This window comes from Burkholderia sp. MSMB1589WGS, from assembly GCF_001636105.1.
Taxonomy (GTDB): domain Bacteria; phylum Pseudomonadota; class Gammaproteobacteria; order Burkholderiales; family Burkholderiaceae; genus Burkholderia; species Burkholderia humptydooensis.
Window position 1 is genome coordinate 2,651,063 of record NZ_LNJT01000008.1, and the last position, 18,001, is coordinate 2,669,063.

Annotated in this window: 10 protein-coding genes; 6 read left to right on the forward strand and 4 right to left on the reverse strand. The window is 70.7% G+C overall.

Translation table 11 applies throughout. The features are described from left to right. Positions 1–26 precede the first annotated feature (26 nt). Together WT16_RS28815 and WT16_RS28820 are read left to right on the forward strand one after the other, a co-directional pair. Positions 27–1,379, forward strand: coding sequence for a Zn-dependent hydrolase (locus tag WT16_RS28815; RefSeq protein WP_063534795.1), 1,353 nt, complete (start codon positions 27–29; stop codon positions 1,377–1,379). A gap of 30 nt (positions 1,380–1,409) precedes the next feature. Continuing rightward, positions 1,410–2,432, forward strand: a complete 1,023-nt coding sequence (locus tag WT16_RS28820) for a histone deacetylase family protein (RefSeq protein WP_059933797.1) — start codon at positions 1,410–1,412, stop codon at positions 2,430–2,432. Positions 2,433–2,772: 340 nt separating this feature from the next. On the opposite strand, the gene WT16_RS28825 is transcribed toward WT16_RS28820, so the two are convergent. The 4 genes from WT16_RS28825 to cobA all read right to left on the reverse strand — a co-directional run bounded on the left by WT16_RS28825 (position 2,773) and on the right by cobA (position 8,203). Next, positions 2,773–4,977, reverse strand: coding sequence for a hypothetical protein (locus WT16_RS28825; RefSeq protein ID WP_063534796.1), 2,205 nt, complete (start codon positions 4,975–4,977; stop codon positions 2,773–2,775). Between the two features lie 596 nt (positions 4,978–5,573). Then, complete coding sequence (locus tag WT16_RS28835) at positions 5,574–6,635, reverse strand: CmpA/NrtA family ABC transporter substrate-binding protein (RefSeq protein WP_006027098.1); 1,062 nt, start codon at positions 6,633–6,635, stop codon at positions 5,574–5,576. 18 nt (positions 6,636–6,653) lie between these two features. After that, positions 6,654–7,250, reverse strand: a complete 597-nt coding sequence (locus WT16_RS28840; RefSeq protein WP_063534798.1) for an ANTAR domain-containing protein — start codon at positions 7,248–7,250, stop codon at positions 6,654–6,656. Positions 7,251–7,360: 110 nt separating this feature from the next. Next, complete coding sequence (gene cobA / locus WT16_RS28845) at positions 7,361–8,203, reverse strand: uroporphyrinogen-III C-methyltransferase (RefSeq protein ID WP_015603760.1); 843 nt, start codon at positions 8,201–8,203, stop codon at positions 7,361–7,363. A 745-nt stretch (positions 8,204–8,948) separates the two neighbouring features. On the opposite strand from cobA, the gene WT16_RS28850 reads away from it, so the two are divergent. From WT16_RS28850 to WT16_RS28865, 4 genes are all read left to right on the forward strand, one after another. Next, complete coding sequence (locus tag WT16_RS28850) at positions 8,949–10,274, forward strand: MFS transporter (RefSeq protein WP_015603161.1); 1,326 nt, start codon at positions 8,949–8,951, stop codon at positions 10,272–10,274. Positions 10,275–10,310: 36 nt separating this feature from the next. After that, positions 10,311–12,926 carry a nitrite reductase large subunit NirB gene (nirB, locus tag WT16_RS28855; RefSeq protein WP_063534799.1) on the forward strand — a complete coding sequence of 872 codons (2,616 nt, stop codon included), beginning with the start codon at positions 10,311–10,313 and terminating at the stop codon, positions 12,924–12,926. Positions 12,927–13,248: 322 nt separating this feature from the next. After that, complete coding sequence (gene nirD, locus WT16_RS28860) at positions 13,249–13,599, forward strand: nitrite reductase small subunit NirD (RefSeq protein ID WP_063534800.1); 351 nt, start codon at positions 13,249–13,251, stop codon at positions 13,597–13,599. A gap of 43 nt (positions 13,600–13,642) precedes the next feature. Then, positions 13,643–17,917 carry a bifunctional nitrate reductase/sulfite reductase flavoprotein subunit alpha gene (locus WT16_RS28865; protein WP_063535000.1) on the forward strand — a complete coding sequence of 1,425 codons (4,275 nt, stop codon included), beginning with the start codon at positions 13,643–13,645 and terminating at the stop codon, positions 17,915–17,917. Positions 17,918–18,001 lie beyond the last annotated feature (84 nt).

Here is an 18,001-nt window from a genome sequence, read left to right on the forward strand (position 1 = left end):
TTCGGAACAAAAGGAGGAATGCCTCAGTGTGGGAAATTGACGGTACGCGGCTCTGGAACAGCCTGACGGAGCTCGCGCAAATCGGCTGCACCGCGCGCGGCGGCGTGCGCCGGCTCGCGCTGACCGACGCCGACCGGCGCGGCCGCGAGCGCTTCGCGCAATGGTGTCGCGAAGCGGGGATGACGGTGCGCGTCGATGCGATCGGCAACCTGTTTGCCCGGCGCGCCGGCGCGGATGACGCGCAGCCGGCCGTGCTCGTCGGCAGCCATCTCGACACGCAGCCCGAAGGCGGCCGCTTCGACGGCGCTTACGGCGTGCTCGCCGGGCTCGAGCTCGTGCGCACGCTGAACGATCGCGGAATCGTCACCGGCAAGCCGATCGAGATCGTGTCGTGGACCAACGAGGAGGGCGCGCGCTTCACGCCGGCGATGCTCGGCTCGGCGGTGTTCACCGGCGCGCAGCCGCTCGACGCGGCGCTCGCCGCGCGCGATGCGGACGGTGTCACGCTTGCCGAGGCGCTCGACGCGTGCGGCTATCGCGACGCGCTGCGCACGGCATGGCTGCGCGGCGCGCATGCGGCGCGCAGCCCGGAGCCGGCGCTCGCGCAGTTGCGCGAACGCGTCGATGCGTACTTCGAAGCGCACATCGAGCAGGGCCCGGTGCTGGAGCGGCACGGTGCGGCGATCGGCGTCGTCACGGGCGGACAGGCGATCCGCTGGCTCGACGCGACCGTGACGGGCGTCGCCGCGCACGCGGGCACGACGCCGATGCCGTATCGGAAGGACGCGCTCGTCGCGAGCGCCGAGATCGCGCTCGCGATCGAAGCGCTCGTCGCGCGCCATGCGCCCGACGCGCTCGCGACGATCGGGCAGGGCGCGATCGACAATGCGTCGCGCAACACGATCGCCGGGCGCGTCGCGTTCGGCATCGACCTTCGTCATCCTGACGATGACAGGCTCGACGCGATCGAGCGCGAGCTGCGCGACGCGTGCGCGCAAATCGCCGGGCGTCGCGGCGTCGCGGTCGACATCGGCGTGCATTGGTCGAGCCCCGCGACGCCGTTCGATCCGGCGTGCGTCGCGCTCGTCGACGCGGCCGCGCGCCGCTGCGGCTACGCGCACGAGCGGATCGCGAGCGGCGCCGGGCACGACGCGATCCGTCTCGCGCGCTGCGTGCCGGCCGCGATGGTGTTCATTCCGTGCGTCGGCGGGCTGTCGCACAACGCGGCCGAGCGCGCGCTGCCCGAGCACGTCGAGGCGGGCGCGAACGTGCTGCTCGGCGCGGTGCTCGCGCGCGCCGGCGTGCGTGAGCACGCGGCGCAATCGACGCAGTCGGCGCATGCGGGCGCGCACGCGGACGCCGCCGCGCAGCCGCATTGACCGATCGATCCTGGAACGAACCGAGTTCGCATGCTGACTTATTTTCATCCGGACCAACTGAAGCACAGTCCGCTCACCTATCTGTCGCGCGGCAAGATGCGCGCGCCGCACGAGGTGCCCGAACGGGCCGTGCGGCTGCTCGACGCCGCGAAATCGCTCGGCTTCGACGTGCGCGCGCCCGAGGACTTCGGCACGGCGCCGCTCGCGGCCGTGCACAGCGAGCCGTACCTGCGCTTTCTTGCCGGCGCGCATCGCGAGTGGCGGCGCATCCCGGAGGACTGGGGGCCCGAGGTGATCTCGAACATCTACGTGCGCGAGCCGAATCCGCTGCGCGGCGTGCTCGCGCAGGCGGCGCGCTATCTCGTGGACGGCAGTTGTCCGATCGGCGAGCACACGTATCGCGCCGCGTACTGGTCCGCGCAGAGCGCGCTCGCCGGCGCGGCGGCGCTCGGCCGCGGCGCGCGCGACGCATACGCGCTCTGCCGTCCGCCCGGCCATCATGCGCGCCGCGACGCGGCGGGCGGCTTCTGCTATCTGAACAACGCGGCGATCGCCGCGCAGGCGCTGCGCGCCGGCCACGCGCGCGTCGCGATCCTCGATACCGACATGCATCACGGCCAGGGCATCCAGGAGCTGTTCTACGATCGCGACGACGTGCTGTACGTGTCGATCCACGGCGATCCGACGAACTTCTATCCGGCCGTCACCGGCTACGAAGCGGAGCGCGGAGCGGGGCGCGGCGAAGGGTTCAACGTGAACCTGCCGATGCCGCACGGCTCGGCCGAACCGGTGTTCTTCGCGCAGCTCGAGCGCGCGAAGGCGATCGTCGAGCGTTTCGCGCCCGACGTGCTGGTGTTCGCGCTCGGCTTCGACGTGTATCGCGAGGACCCGCAGGCGAAGGTCGCGGTGACGACCGAGGGCTTCGGGCGGCTCGGCGCGCTCGTCGGCGGATTGCGCGTGCCGACGCTGATCGTGCAGGAAGGCGGCTATCACCTCGATACGCTCGAGCGCAACGCCGCCGCATTGTTTCGCGGTTATCAGGCGGCGCGCTGATCGCGTCCGCCGGAGCGTCGGGGCGGCGAAGCCGCCGCCGCCCCGACGCTCGACCGGTTTCGTTGGTTCGGCACTAGTGGCTGATCGAGGCTAGTGCGCCGCCCGCCATCTGGAGGTGGCCCTTGGATGCAGGCGGATTTTGCCGCGCGATCGCTCGCGCGGCTTTTCTCTTTTTGCGCCGCGCTTTCGGGCGCGGCGGCGTTGGCGCGACGGCGAACGCGCAGCCGCTCGATGTCGCGCTCGATGCCGCGCCGCTCCGATCGAGCCGGCGCGACGGGCCGCTCTCATGCGAGGCGGCTTCGACTGCGGCGCGTCATCGAACGATCGCTCGCCCGAGCGATCACGAAGCCGCGCCTTTCACTGCGTTCGCGGCATTCGCGGCGCCCAAGCCGTTCCCCGCCGCGGCGTCCGTCGAATCGCGCTGCGGCGCGTCGCCGCCGGCTCCGCGCGCCTCCCACCAGTACTTGCCCGCACGCAGTTGCGGGTCCCGGATCGCCAGATATGTCGTGCTCCACAATTGCGCGGCGTTCGCTTCGGTCGCGTCGGCGCTGCGCGTGCCGAACGCCTCCGTCTGGTATTGCCCGTTCGCGTATGACCACGACCACATCTCGGTCGAGCGCATGTCCTTCGCGCTCGCGATCGCCTGCCAGATCTGCTGCCGCGCCTGCGTGAGCAGCGTGCGCAGGTCGCCCGGCAAATCGGTGCGCGCGAGCTGCCGGTCGAGGCCCGCGGCCCACATCGCCTGCTGCCACGACCAGATCACCGTGCCGTGATACGCGGAGTTCGTGAAGCGCGGCCACAGCGTCGGGGCCGCATACGCCGGATTCGCGATCAGCATGCCGACGTCGGTCACGAGACCGACCGGGAATGGACGCATCACGTCGGTGACGATGCGCGCGAGCAGCGCCGGCGGCGGATCGCCGAACAGCAGCACGAAGCCGCCGTCCGAATGCATGATCGGAATCGGGTTGCGGTTCGCGTCGAGCGCGATCGCATCGAACTGCAGCGCCGTGTTCGGCACCGTGCCGGCCGGCACGCCCGCTTGCGGCGCGTAAGCGGCGAGCTTCGCGCGCGCGTCGTCCGGCGTGACGGCGACCTGGAAGTACGGCGGCGCGGCGCGTTCCCAGACGGCCGCCGCCGCGCCTGCGTTCGCGAGAACGGCGCGCTGGTCGGCGCTCAGATACGGGTCGAGCAGCCCGCGCGCGAGGAAGTTGCTCGTCGCGCGCAGCGCGGCCGGCACGAGCGCGACGTTGACGTCGTACGGGTAGACGCCGCCGCCGATGCCGTCGGTGCTGTCGCGCCAGTTGCCGACGATCTCGCCCGGGCGCAGCCGGATCAGGTTCGCGGCGAGCGCCTGCTGCGCGAACGGCTGCGCGGTCTGCGCGACGCGCAGCAGATTGGCGACGAAGCGGCTGCCGTTGGTCGCGCCATCGCCGCCCTTTTGCGCGAGATACGCGGCGGCGCGCGCCTGCCCGCGCGGATCCTCGATCAGCCAGTCCTCCATGATCGGCGCGAGCATGTAGTCGCCGTCGATCATCTTGTAGTCGTAGGTCGGCGTCGGATCGTTCGGGCGGCCGTGCTTCCGGTTGTCGATCAGCGCGAATTCGCCGATGCCTTCCTCGTGCGCGACCTTGCCGTCCGCGGACAGGCGGCTCAGCACCGAGCCGAGCCCGGCCTCGATCACGTCGGGCTGCAGCACGGGCATCAGCATCCGCACCGAGATCAGCGTGTCGCGGCCGAAGTAGGTGTCGTACTGCCACGAGCCCGCGAGCAGCTTGTCGCTGAAGCTCAGGAATTCGAACACGTTCTGGCTCAGCGGATCGGGGTTGACGGCCGACGTGAACAGATTCGCGCGCGTGATCGGCTGCAGCGGCGTCTCGCCGCTGAACGCCTCGATCCGCAGCCGCAGCGTCGGCGCGCCGGACGATGATTGCAGCAGCAGCTTGCCGGCGCCGTCGGCGGCGATCGCGCCGCCGTCGATCACCGTGACGCGCAGCGCGTAGCCCGGCGCGCCGTCGACGCGGTTGCGCTGCCAGAGCGCGACGTTGCTCGACACGGACGGCTGCGCGACGATGTCGGACGGCACGGTCGCGCCGCCGTTGTAGTCGCGCAGGAAGCGCACGGAGCTCAGCAGCGCCTGCCGGATCGACAGGCTGCTCACGTCGGCCGACACGTCGACGCCGATGCCGTACAGCGTCCGGCCCGACGCGTCCTGCATGGTGGCAGGCGCGATCGGCGTGTCCTGGCTCCAGTTGACGGGCTGCGGCGTGTCGTCGAACCAGAGGCCCGCGCCGCTGTTGCCGGCCGGAAACACGACGAGCAGGCGCGGCTTCGTCGACGAGCGCATCAGCAGATGCGCGGCGATCTTGTCCTGCCGGTAGAACGCGTTGATCTGCCCGCCGCGGTCGAGCCGGAACGCGAGCGCGGACGCGGACGGTTCGCCGCCGCCCGAGATGTCGTCGTGATCGGAACAGCTCGCGAGAAAGGCAATGAAAAAGGCGAATAAATAACTGAAGACTTTCCTCGTATCAAGACGCGCCTTCATATCTCCTCCATTTGCTCTTGGGCAAGGGAAATTGTGTCGGTGGGTCCGGTGAGCGGACGTTGCCTGACGGGCGAAAGCACTGCTGAATGACGCTTGAATCGGGATGCTCGGTGCGAGCGACCGGATGCGCGCGGGGGCCTGACGGATGCGGATCGCGGCGTGCTGATGCAGCAACGTGCGGTTGCATGCTAAACCATTCGTCACAGGAATGGGGCGCGAATGGGTATTGCCTTTTGCGTCTTCAATGTATCGAGTTGTTAATGATTCAAACGAGCGCGCATTAAAAATGCGGAATTTGGTAATCGATCCCGCTTAATTCGCGTGAAGCCGTAGCGCGCGGTCGCGGCGAATCGTCTGTCGATCCGATGGATGAACAGGAACGTGCTCGTCGGGCTGAAACGGCGGGAACGTCCCGCTCGCGTCGAATCTGGCGATTTCGCCGTTTTCGCGCTGCCACTGCGAATCGGCGAGCGCATCGGAGGCCGGCATGCGCTGAAGATCCGCGCACATGATTCGAGCGGCGACGCATCGAAGTTTGCGGTGCGTTCGCGATGCGGCCGAGTGAGCATGCGCGCATGCATGCGGCGCGCGCCGCGTCAATCGACGCCCCGCACTCCCGCGAGCGCGACCGCTTCGTCATAGATCGCCGTCTGCGCGACGCCGTTCGCGATCGCCGCATCGTCGACGTCGCCGCTCAACATCCCCCAGCGCCGATACTGCGACAGGAACCACAGGCCGTCGCTCGCCGCCGGCCGGTTCGCCGTTCCGTTCGAGTAGAAGCGGATCGGCGCGGGCGGCTGCGCGAACGGCCCCGCGCCGTAATCGCCGAGCAGCCGCGGCGCGATCTGCTCGACGGGCACGCCGATCGCGTCCGGCTTTGCGAGCCACTGGGCCGCCCGCATCCGATGCGCCGGATCGTCGAGCCACGCGCACGCGTCGAGCAGCGTGCGCACGAGCAGCCGCGCGGCATTCGGATACAGCGCGACGAATTCGCGCCGGCACGCGAGCGCCTTCTCCGGATGATCGCGCCACACTTCGCTCGTCGCCGCGACCGTGCGGCCCGCGCCGCGCGCCTCGGCGACCGCGTTCCACGGCTCGCCGACGCACAGTCCGTCGAGCTCGCCCGCCGCGAGCGCGCCGACCATCTCCGGCGGCGGAATCACGACGCTGCGGATGTCGCGCAGCGGATCGACGCCATGCGACGCGAGCCAGTGATACAGCCACATCGCATGCGTGCCGGTCGGGAACGTCTGCGCGAACACGGGGCGCCGGCCGAGCGTCGCGAGCGCGGCCTTCAGGTTGCCGGACGCGCGGTGCGCGTCGGCGAGCCGGTTCGAGAACGTGATCGCCTGGCCGTTGCGGTTCAGCACCATCGGCACCGCCATCTCGGCGCGCGGCCCGCCGATGCCGAGCTGCACGCCGTAGACGAGCCCGTACAGCGCATGCGCCGCGTCGAGCTCGCCCGACAGCAGCTTGTCGCGGATGCTCGCCCACGACGGCTGCCGGCAAAGCTCGAGCGTGAGGCCGTAACGTTCGCCGAGTTCGAGCCGCTTCGCCGCGACGAGCGGCGCCGCGTCGCTGAGCGCGACGAAGCCGATGCGCAGACGGCCGCGTTCGGGCGCGTCGGGAGTCGCTTGGTTGATGCGCGCTGGGTCCATGCTGGGTGCACCTTAGGGTCAAGATTGCGAGTGCGCCGCGAGCAGCCGGCGGGCCGCCTCGACGATCCGGATGCCCTGATCCATCGCGCTGCGGCGCAGCGTCGCGTACGCGTCCTGCTCGGACAGCTTGCGGCGGTCCATCAGCATGCGCTTCGCGCGGTCGATCAGCTTGCGCTCCGCGAGCTCGAGCTCGACGTCGGCGAGCCGCTTGCGCAACTGCTCGTCGTGCGAGAAGCGCGCGAGCGCGACTTCGAGAATCGGCGCGAGCCGCCCGGCGGACAGCCCTTCGACCAGATACGCGCTCACGCCCGCGCCGACCGCCGCGCGGATCAACCGCTGGTCGGCGTCGTGGCTGAACATCAGCACGGGGCGCGGCGCGGTCGCGTTCATCACCGCGAGCTGCTCGAGCGTGTCGCGCGACGGCGATTCGGTGTCGATGATCACGACGTCCGGGCGCTGCTCCTCGACGGCCGCGGGCAGCCGCGCGGGCGTCGCGACCTCGTCGAGCATCTCGTAGCCGAGGCGCGCGAGCGTGTCGCGCAGCTCGCCGAGCGGCTTGTCGGTATCGGTGACGAGCAGCACCCGCAGCCGGGAGGAAGGATCGGTCGATTCCATGTGTCGGACGGAAGCGGCGGGCGCGTTGCGGCGGCGCCCGCCCATGCTCTTGTGTTGACTACTACACCATACGCGCGCGCACGCGGCGCGCAACCGCCGGCTGGCGCGGCTCAGGCCGCGTGGCAGACCGGCGGGCGATCGAGCGCGCATGCGGCGGCGTGCGAGGCGTGTGCGGCATGCGCGCCGTCCGAACCGGCGGGCGCCGTCGCGTCCCGCGCCGCGCAAGCGCCGCCGATTGCGAGCGCTTCGCCGATCGCGCGGCCGACGAGGATCACGGCCGGGCTGCCGAGCCCCGCTTCGGCCGCGCCCGACGCGAGGCGGCCGAGCGCGCCGGTCCAGCGCCGCTCGGCCGGCGTGCCCGCCCATTGCACGACGGCGGCGGGCGTCGCGGCGTCGAGCGCCGAGAGCAGGCCCGCCGCGAGCCGCTCGATGCGGCTCATCCCCATGTAGATCGCGAGCGTCGTGCCGGTTGCGGCGAGGCTTGCCCAGTCGGGCTCGCCGTGGTCCTGCCGGTGTGCGGTGACGAACGTCACGCCCTGGCAGTGATCGCGGTGCGTGAGCGACACGCCGAGGCTCGCCGCGGCCGCGAAGCCCGACGATATCCCGTTGACGATCTCGACCGGCACGCGCGCCGCGCGCAACGCGGCGAGCTCCTCGCCCGCGCGGCCGAACAGCAGCACGTCGCCGCCCTTGACGCGCACGACGTGCGCGCCGCGCAGCGCGTAGCGGCACATCAGCCGCTCGATGAACGCCTGCGGCGTCGAGCGGCAGCCGCCGCGCTTGCCGACGCGGATCACGCGCGCTTGCGGCGCGAGCGCGACGATGTCCGGATTGACGAGGTCGTCGAGCAGCAGCACGTCGGCGGCCGCGAGCGCCTTCGCCGCCTTCAGCGTCAGCAGGTCCAGATCGCCGGGGCCGGCGCCGAGCAGCGTGACTTTGCCCATCGTGTTCATCTTCGTATCCCCATGCCGTGCGCGCGGCGCGTTCGCGGCGAATGCGCTTCAACAAAAAAAGAACGGTGTCCTGCGCATCCGGCCGACGAATCGGCCGGACGCGTGGGACACCGTTGTCCAATTGGACCGTCCGTCGGCGGACGATCCGGAAGAAGTCATGCGATGCGGCACCGGCGCCGTTGCCGATGACGCTTCACTTCGAGCAATATCCGGGCCAGCGCCGCTCGCGCGCCCGGTGACGCGGGGCGGCGGCTTCGCGCGTCGTGTCGTGCAGGCGAGGGCGGTGCGTCGGGGGGCGTCGGGGGCGTCGGGGACATCGTGCGCGTCAGCCGCGGTGGTCGGTTGGTCATCGATGGGCGTGCAAGCCGCCGCGGCGGCTCGGGCGCGGCGCGCGGACCGCCCCGTCTCCGCCCCGTCTCCGCACCGTTTCAGCACCGACCTGTCGCACGCCGACAGTGCTGCATCGCACCAGATCTGTGCTTCGCTGCGTCATCGCGCATCGTCGGCGCGCGGGGCGAAACCGGTGCAATCGCGTGCAATCGGGCGCAATCCCGCGCGGCATCACGCTTTGCGGCGACTGGCACGGCGCTTGCTGAGCGATCGACGGGCGACTCAAAGACGATTCGCTTCGCAGCACCGAATACCGATCCGCCCGGCAACGGGCTTCCTGGGCAACGGCGTCCTACGCATCCGGTCACTCGACCGGGTTCGCAGGGCGCCGTTTTCGTTTGGTGAGACAACCCCGATGTCCGACAAAGCCACCCGCATCGATCTTCTCGACTGGCGCACCGCGCCGATGCGCGCGTTCCATCTGACGTGGATCGCGTTCTTCGTGTGTTTCTTCGCATGGTTCGCGTGCGCGCCGCTGATGCCGCTGATCGCCCGCGAATTCAGGCTGAGCGCGGACCAGGTCGCGAACGTCAACATCGCCGCCGTTGCGGCGACGATCGCGGTGCGGCTCGTCGTCGGTCCGCTGTGCGACCGCTTCGGCCCGCGCCGCGTCTATGCGGGCCTCCTTGCGCTCGGCGCGATTCCGGTGTTCGCGGTGACGTTCGCGCACGATTACCCGACGTTCCTGCTGTGCCGGCTCGGCATCGGCGCGATCGGCGCGAGCTTCGTGATCACGCAGTACCACACGTCGGTGATGTTCGCGCCGAACGTCGTCGGCACCGCGAACGCGGCGGCGGCCGGCTGGGGCAACGCGGGCGCGGGCGCCGCGCAGGCGGCGATGCCGCTTCTCGTCGCCGCCGCGCTGCTGCTCGGGCTGCCCGACGCGTCCGCGTGGCGCGCGGCGCTCGCGGCGCCGGGCGTCGCGATGCTCGTGATGGCGATCGTCTACTGGCGCGGCACGCAGGACTGCCCGCAGGGCGATTTCGTCGCGCTGCGCGCGCGCGGCGTGACGATCGACAGCGGCAAGAAGGGCGGTTTCGCGAGCTTCGCCGCCGCGTGCGCGAACTACCGTGTGTGGATGCTGTTCGTCACGTATGGCGCGTGCTTCGGCGTCGAGGTGTTCATGCACAACATCGCCGCGCTCTATTACGTCAATCACTTCCAGTTGTCGCTGAGGGACGCGGGCCTCGCCGCCGGCATCTTCGGCCTTCTCGCGCTTTTCGCGCGCGCGCTGGGCGGCTGGCTGTCGGACCGCGTGGCCGCGCGCCGCGGGCTCGACGTGCGCGCGACGCTGCTGTTCGCGCTGATCGTCGGCGAAGGGCTCGGGCTGCTGGGGTTCGCGCACGCGGGCAGCGTGCCGGCCGCTGTCGTCGCGATGGTCGCGTTCGGCCTCTTCACGCATATGGCGTGCGGCGCGACCTACGCGCTCGTGCCGTTCATCGATCGCCGCGCGCTCGGCGGCGTCGCGGGGATCATCGGCGCGGGCGGCAACGTCGGCGCGGTCGCGGCCGGCTTCCTGATGAAAGGCGTCGGCGATATCCAACAAACGCTCACGCTGCTAGGCCTATTCGTCACCGTTTCGGCGTTCTGCGCGCTCGCGGTACGGTTCAGCGCCGAGCACAAGGCGCGCGAGGCGGCGCTGCGCGAGCGCGCGCTCGCCGCGAGCGGCTTCACGCATTGACGAACGGCTTCACGGATCAACAAAAGGGCATTCATCATGAAAATCGTCGTCATCGGTCACGGGATGGTCGGTCACAAGCTGCTCGAATGCATCGCGGCCGGCGCGCCGGGCGCGAGCGCCGCGCCGCAGGTCGCGGTGATCTGCGAAGAGCCGCGCCCCGCGTACGATCGCGTTCACCTGTCCGAATTCTTCGCCGGCAAGTCCGCCGATGATCTGTCGCTCGTCGAGCCGGGCTTCTTCGAGCATCACCCGAACTTCCGCCTGCTGCTGAACACGAAGGCGGTCGCGATCGACCGCGGCGCGCGCACGGTCGCGCTGTCGACGGGCGAGACGCTCGCGTACGACAAGCTCGTGCTCGCCACCGGCTCGACGCCGTTCGTGCCGAGCGTGCCGGGCCGCGAGCGCGCCGGCTGCTTCGTCTACCGGACGATCGAGGACCTTGAGGCGATGCGGGCCTGCGGCGCGCGCGCGAAGTCGGGCGTCGTCGTCGGCGGGGGGCTGCTCGGGCTCGAATGCGCGAAGGCGCTGCGCGACATGGGGCTCGCCGCGCACGTCGTCGAGTTCGCGCCGCGGCTGATGGCCGTGCAGGTCGACGAAGGCGGCGGCCGGATGCTGCGCGAGAAGATCGAGGCGCTCGGCGTGCAGGTGCACACGGGCAAGAACACGCTCGAGATCGTCGACGGCGAGACGGGCGCGCACCGGATGGCGTTCGCCGACGGCACGCATCTCGACACCGACATGATCGTGTTCTCGGCGGGCATCCGGCCGCGCGACGAGATCGCGCGCGCGTGCGGGCTCGAGATCGGCCCGCGCGGCGGCGTCGCGATCGACAGCGGCTGCCGCACGAGCGACGCGAACGTCTACGCGATCGGCGAATGCGCGGCGTGGAACGGCCAGACGTTCGGCCTCGTCGCGCCCGGCTACGACATGGCGCGCGTCGTCGCGCGGCGGCTCGCGGGCGGCGACGACGCGTTCACCGGCGCGGACCTGAGCACGAAGCTCAAGCTGATGGGCGTGGACGTCGCGAGCATCGGCGACGCGCACGGCAAGACGCCCGGCAGCCGCGCGTACCAGTTCGCCGACGAGCGCCGCGGCGTCTACAAGAAGCTCGTCGTGTCCGAGTGCGGGAAGACATTGCTCGGCGCGGTGATGGTCGGCGACGCGGCCGATTACGGCACGCTCTTGCAGATGATGCTGAACCGGATCGAGCTGCCGCAGGCGCCCGAATTCCTGATCCTGCCGCAGGCGGACGGCGCGGCGAAGCCGGCGCTCGGCGTCGATGCGCTGCCCGACGCCGCGCAGATCTGCTCGTGCAACAACGTGACGAAGGCGCAACTGTGCGAAGCGGTGGCGCAGGGTGCGACGAGCATCGGCGCGCTCAAGGGCTGCACCGGCGCGGGCACGTCGTGCGGCGGCTGCGTGCCGCTCGTCACGCAGGTGATGAAGGCGGAGATGAAGAAGCAGGGCCTCGACGTGAACAACCATCTGTGCGAGCACTTCCCGTATTCGCGGCAGGAGCTCCATCACCTGGTGCGCGTCGAGCGGATCAAGACGTTCGGCGCGCTGTTGAGCAGGCACGGGCGCGGCCTCGGCTGCGACGTCTGCAAGCCGGCCGTCGCCGGCATCCTCGCGTCGTGCTGGAACGAGTTCGTGCTGAAGAAGGAGCACGCGTCGCTGCAGGATTCGAACGACTACTACCTCGCGAACATCCAGCGCGACGGCACGTATTCGGTCGTGCCGCGGATGCCGGGCGGCGAAGTCACGCCGCAAGGGCTGATCGCGGTCGGCCAGGTCGCGCAGAAGTTCGGTCTCTACACGAAGATCACGGGCGGCCAGCGCGTCGATCTGTTCGGCGCGCGCGTCGAGCAACTGCCGCTCATCTGGGAAGAACTGATCGCGGCCGGCTTCGAATCGGGCCACGCATACGGCAAGTCGGTGCGCACCGTGAAATCGTGCGTCGGCTCGACGTGGTGCCGCTACGGCGTCGGCGATTCGGTCGGCCTCGCGATCGAGCTCGAGAACCGCTACAAGGGCCTGCGCGCGCCGCACAAGCTGAAGTTCGGCGTGTCCGGCTGCACGCGCGAATGCGCGGAGGCGCAGGGCAAGGACATCGGCGTGATCGCGACCGAGAAGGGCTGGAACCTGTACGTGTGCGGCAACGGCGGGATGAAGCCGCGCCACGCGGAGCTGCTCGCGGCCGACCTCGACCGCGCGACGCTCGTGCGCTATGTCGACCGCTTCCTGATGTTCTACATCCGCACGGCCGACCGCCTGCAGCGCACGAGCGTGTGGCGCGAGAACCTCGAAGGCGGGCTCGACTACCTGATCGACGTGGTCGTGCACGACAGGCTCGGGCTCGCGGCGGAGCTGGAAGCGGAGATGCAGCACGTCGTCGATACGTACGAATGCGAATGGAAGCGGGCCGTCACCGATCCGGCGACGCGCCGGCGCTTCCGCCATTTCATCAACAGCGACGCGCCCGATTCGACGATCGCGTTCGTCGAGGCGCGCGGCCAGATCCGCCCGGCGACGCCGGACGAGCGCGATGCGGCCGGCCCGGGCGGCGCGCGCGCCGTGCGCGCGGCACAGATGCCCGCCGAAGCGCGCATCGAAGCGCAACCCGCAGTGCAAACCGAAACCGAGACGGCCTGAGCGCGCCGTCTTCGTCAGTCAACGCAAGGGTCTGTTTACATACGGAACGCACATGCGAATGCCCGAAATCACCCGTAGGGCAAGAAGCGAGGAGCGCGGTTTGGCCGAGCCAAACAAGCGACGAGCGACGCCGCCCTACGGGCGATTTCGGGCATTCCCCTGGAATGAATTTCAAGTTTGGGGTTGCCACGAGAACGGCCGCTCGCCGCGTTGCGCTCCTTGCGAATACGTCCAGTATTCGCCGCGTCGCGCGCCTCGCGAGCGGCCGTTCTCGTGGCAACGCATGTGCGTTCCGTATGTAAACAGACCCTAGGAGATCGCCATGAACAACCCACGTCATGCATCCGCGTGGACGCCCGTCTGCGCACTCGACGAGATCGTGCCGAACACCGGCGTGTGCGCGCTCGTCAACGGCGAGCAGGTCGCCGTGTTCCATGTCGACGCCGGCGACGGCGGACGCGCGTTCGCGATCGGCAACGTCGATCCGCATTCGCACGCGGCCGTGCTGTCGCGCGGGCTGATCGGCAGCCTCGGCGAGCGGATCGTCGTCGCATCGCCGCTCTACAAGCATCACTTCGACCTGCGCACGGGCGAGTGTGTCGAGGCGCCGGACAAGTCGGTGAGCGCGTATCCGTCGCGCGTCGAGGACGGCTACGTGTGGGTCGCGGCGTAACGCGCCGCATCGGCCGATGGCGACGAAGCGAGGCGAGGCGAACGTGACGGGCGCGAGCGTGAAGACCGTGTGCCCATACTGCGGCGTCGGCTGCGGGATGGTGCTGCACGTCGAGGGCGGCGAGGTGGTCAAGGTGTCCGGCGACGCCGAGCATCCGACCAATTTCGGGCGTCTGTGCACGAAGGGCTCGTCCGCGCACGTCGCGCTGCGCAACGCGGGCCGGCTGGAGCGCGCGTTCGTGCGCGGCGCGCGCGACCGCGATCCCGCGCCCGTGCCGATCGCCGACGCGATCGCGCAGACCGCGCGCCGGCTGCGCGCGGCGCTCGACGCGCACGGCCCCGACGCGCTTGCGTTCTACGTGTCGGGGCAGATGTCGCTCGAAGCGCAGTACCTCGTCAACAAGCTCGCGAAAGGCTACGTGCGCACGCCGCACATCGAATCGAACTCGCGGCTCTGCATGGCGAGCGCGGGCAGCGGCTACAAGCTGTCGCTCGGCGCGGACGGCCCGCCCGGCTCGTACCAGGATTTCGACTGCGCGGACCTGTTCTTCGTGATCGGCTCCAACATGGCCGACTGCCATCCGATCCTGTTCCTGCGGATGATGGATCGCGTGAAGGCGGGCGCGAAGCTCGTCGTCGTCGATCCGCGCCGCACCGCGACGGCCGAGAAGGCGGACCTGTTCCTGCAGATCCGGCCGGGCACCGATCTCGCGCTGCTCAACGGCCTGCTGCATCTGCTGCACGCGAGCGGCAGGACCGACGCCGAATTCATCGCCGCGCACACCGAAGGCTGGGACGCGATGCCGGATTTTCTCGGCGACTACACGCCGCAGCGGGTCGCCGCGATCACGGGCCTCGCCGAGGCCGACATCCGGCTCGCCGCGCAATGGATCGGCGACGCGCGCGAATGGACGAGCTGCTGGACGATGGGGCTCAACCAGAGCACGCACGGCACATGGAACACGAACGCGATCTGCAACCTGCATCTCGCCACGGGCAAGATCTGCCGGCCGGGCAGCGGGCCGTTCTCGCTGACCGGGCAGCCGAACGCGATGGGCGGCCGCGAGATGGGCTACATGGGGCCGGGGCTGCCCGGCCAGCGCTCGGCGCTCGACGGCGACGACCGCCGTTTCGCCGAGGACGTATGGGGGCTGCCCGCCGGCACGATTCGCCCGGACGCGGGCGGCGGCACCGTCGACCTGTTCGCGAAGATGGCGGCGGGCGACGTGAAGGCGTGCTGGATCATCTGCACGAATCCGGCCGCGACCGTCGCGAACCGCAAGAACGTGATCGCCGGGCTGCGGGCGGCCGACGTCGTGATCGTGCAGGACGCGTTCCTCGACACCGAGACGAACCGCTACGCTGACATCCTGCTGCCCGGCGCGCTGTGGGCGGAAGCCGAGGGCGTGATGATCAATTCGGAGCGCAACCTGACGCTGATGCGGCAGGCGGTCGAGCCGCCCGGCGACGCGTGGCCGGACTGGCGGATCGTCGCGGCGGTCGCGCGCGAGATGGGCTACGGCGACGCGTTCGACTATGGTTCGGCTGCCGAAGTATTCGATGAGATCCGGCGCTTCGCGAATCCGAAGACGGGCTACGACCTGCGCGGCGCGAGCCATGCGGCGCTGCGCGATGCGCCGCTGCAATGGCCGTGTCCGCCGGACGGCGGGCAGGACCGCCATCCGGTCCGCTACCTGAACGACGGCGCGAGCCGGACGCGCGTGACGCTCCCCGACGGCCGCGTGCCGCGGGTCGCATTCCCGACGCCGACCGGCAAGGCGCGCTTCCACGCGCGGCCGCACGTCGCGCCGGCCGAGATGCCGACGCCCGAATTCCCGATCGTGCTGAATACGGGGCGCCTGCAGCATCAATGGCACACGATGACGAAGACGGGCAAGGTCGCGATGCTGAACAAGCTCAATCCGCGTCCGTTCGTCGAGATCCATCCGGACGACGCGGCCGCGCTGTCGATCGCCGCGAAGGACGCGGTGGAGATCCGCTCGGCGCGCGGCCGCGCGGTGCTGCCCGCCGTCGTCACGGATCGCGTGCAGCCAGGCGCGTGCTTCGCGCCGATGCACTGGAACGACGTCTACGGCGACGATCTGTGCGTGAACGCGGTCACGAACGACGCGGTCGATCCGGTGTCGCTGCAGCCTGAACTCAAATTCTGCGCGGTCGCGCTCGCGCGCGTCGACGCGCCGGGCAACGCGGACGCCGGGGGCGACGTCGAGGCGGACGACCGCGCTCGCGCGCCGCGCGCCGCATGGCACGAAGCAACCAGCTCGCACGAAGCCGATGCGCACGCCGCGCGCGAAGCGGCCCGCGCCGCCGCTGCCTCCGAGGAACCCGACATGTCCGACATCGACCCCTTCGCCGCGCTGCTCGGCGTTCCCGCCGCGGCGAGCGCGCCGCAGCTCACCGACGCGGAGCGCGTCTACGTCGCGGGCTTCGTGAGCGGGCTGCGCTCGGCCGAGGGGAGGCGTGCGGCCGGCGTGCCCGTGCTGCCCGCGAGCGCGCCGTTCGATGCGAGGGCGCGTCTGTGGGTCGACGGGCTGCTCGCCGGGCTGTTCAGCCGCGCGCCGGGCGGCGCGGCGGCGCGCGTGGACTCGCTCGTCGACGCGCGCGCGGATGCGGCGCAGCCGGCAGCGCGCGCGGCCGCCGATGCGCCGAGCGCGCCGAGCGGCGTGCGGATCGTGCGCGCGCGGCCGAAGGTGGTGCTGCTGTGGGCGTCGCAGACGGGCAACGTCGAATCGCTGACCGAGCGCTACGCGACGCAACTGATGGACTCGGGCTTCGAGATCCGCGTCGCGTGCATGGCCGACTATCCGGCCGCGTCGCTCGCGAAGGCGCAGTACGCGCTGCTGATGACGAGCACGTTCGGCGACGGCGACGCGCCCGACAACGGCCAGGATTTCTGGGCGGCGCTCCTCGCGGAGGACGCGCCGCGCGCCGACGGGCTGCGCTACGCGGTGCTCGCGTTCGGCGACCGCAACTACGACCAGTTCTGCGGCCACGGCCGCCGGCTCGATGCGCGGCTCGCCGCGCTCGGCGCGACGCGGCTCGTCGAGCGCGTCGACTGCGACGCCGAATTCCAGCCGGCCGCCGATGCGTGGCTCGAGCGCGCGATCGCGCGGATCAAGGAAGAGGATGCGGCGCTGCACGCGGTGCCGGCGGACGGGATGATTCCGTCGGGCGCGATTCCGACGAAGACGCGTCCGGCCGCGTCGCGGCTCGTCGCGAACCTGCGGCTCAACGAGCCGGGCGCGGCGAAGGATACGCGCTGCGTGTCGCTGTCGACGGACGGCGCGGCGCTCGAATACGAAACGGGCGACGCGCTCGGCGTGTGGCCGGCGAACTGCCCGGAGCTCGTCGACGAGCTGCTGACGCTCACGCGCCTGAAGCCGGACGCGCCGGTGGCGGTCGCGGGCGTGGGCGAGCTGCGGCTTGCCGACGCGCTCGCGAAGCATCTCGACATCACGCGGCCGCATCCGGACGCGCTCGCGTTCGTTGCGTCGCGCAGCCGCTCGGGCGAAGCGCTCGCGCGCCTGCTCGGCGACGACCGCAAGGCCGACCTGAAGCAGTGGCTATGGGGCCAGCAGCTCGCCGACGTGCTGCACGAGTTTCCACTGGAGCTCTCGGCGGCCGAGCTCGTCGGCATGCTCAAGCGCCTGCAGCCGCGGCTCTATTCGATCGCGTCGAGCCCGAACGCGCATCGCGGCGAGATCCACCTGACGGTGTCGGCCGTGCGCTACGGCAACGGGCGGCGGCAGCGCAAGGGCGTCGCGTCGACGTTCCTCGCGGACCGCGCGGCCGACGCGCCCGTGCCGGTGTTCGTGCAGAAGTCCGCGCATTTCCGGCCGCCGGCGGGTGGTGACGTGCCGATCGTGATGGTCGGCCCGGGCACGGGCATCGCGCCGTTCCGCGGCTTTTTGCACGAGCGCCGCGCGCGCGGCGCGAAGGGGCGCAACTGGCTGTTCTTTGGCGAGCAGCACGCGGACACCGATTTCTATTACCGCGACGAGCTCGCGCAGATGCGCGCGGACGGCTTCCTCACGCGGCTCGACGTGGCGTTCTCGCGCGACCAGACAGAGAAGATCTACGTGCAGGACCGGATGGTCGAGCAGGGCGCGGCGCTGTGGGCGTGGCTCGAGGAGGGCGCGCATTTCTACGTGTGCGGCGACGCGTCGCGCATGGCGAAGGACGTCGACGCGGCGCTGAAGACAATCGTCGCGCGGCATGGGGGGATGACCGACGAGCAGGCGGCGGACTACGTCGCGCGGCTCGCGAAGGACAAGCGTTATGCAAGAGACGTTTATTGAAGCGGGCGCGCCGCGCGACGGCGGCGCGGCGACGCCGAGGAACACGGCTTACGTGGGGCCGGCGCAGATGTACGGGCGCAGGCG

What these genes read in the sequence shown, in the direction of transcription:
- nirB (WP_063534799.1), top strand. Translation starts at nt 10,311, where the DNA reads ATGAAAATCGTCGTCATCGGTCACGGGATGGTCGGTCACAAGCTGCTC.
- cobA (WP_015603760.1), bottom strand. Translation starts at nt 8,203, where the DNA reads ATGAACACGATGGGCAAAGTCACGCTGCTCGGCGCCGGCCCCGGCGAT.
- WT16_RS28850 (WP_015603161.1), top strand. Translation starts at nt 8,949, where the DNA reads ATGTCCGACAAAGCCACCCGCATCGATCTTCTCGACTGGCGCACCGCG.
- WT16_RS28840 (WP_063534798.1), bottom strand. Translation starts at nt 7,250, where the DNA reads ATGGAATCGACCGATCCTTCCTCCCGGCTGCGGGTGCTGCTCGTCACC.
- WT16_RS28835 (WP_006027098.1), bottom strand. Translation starts at nt 6,635, where the DNA reads ATGGACCCAGCGCGCATCAACCAAGCGACTCCCGACGCGCCCGAACGC.
- WT16_RS28820 (WP_059933797.1), top strand. Translation starts at nt 1,410, where the DNA reads ATGCTGACTTATTTTCATCCGGACCAACTGAAGCACAGTCCGCTCACC.
- WT16_RS28825 (WP_063534796.1), bottom strand. Translation starts at nt 4,977, where the DNA reads ATGAAGGCGCGTCTTGATACGAGGAAAGTCTTCAGTTATTTATTCGCC.
- nirD (WP_063534800.1), top strand. Translation starts at nt 13,249, where the DNA reads ATGAACAACCCACGTCATGCATCCGCGTGGACGCCCGTCTGCGCACTC.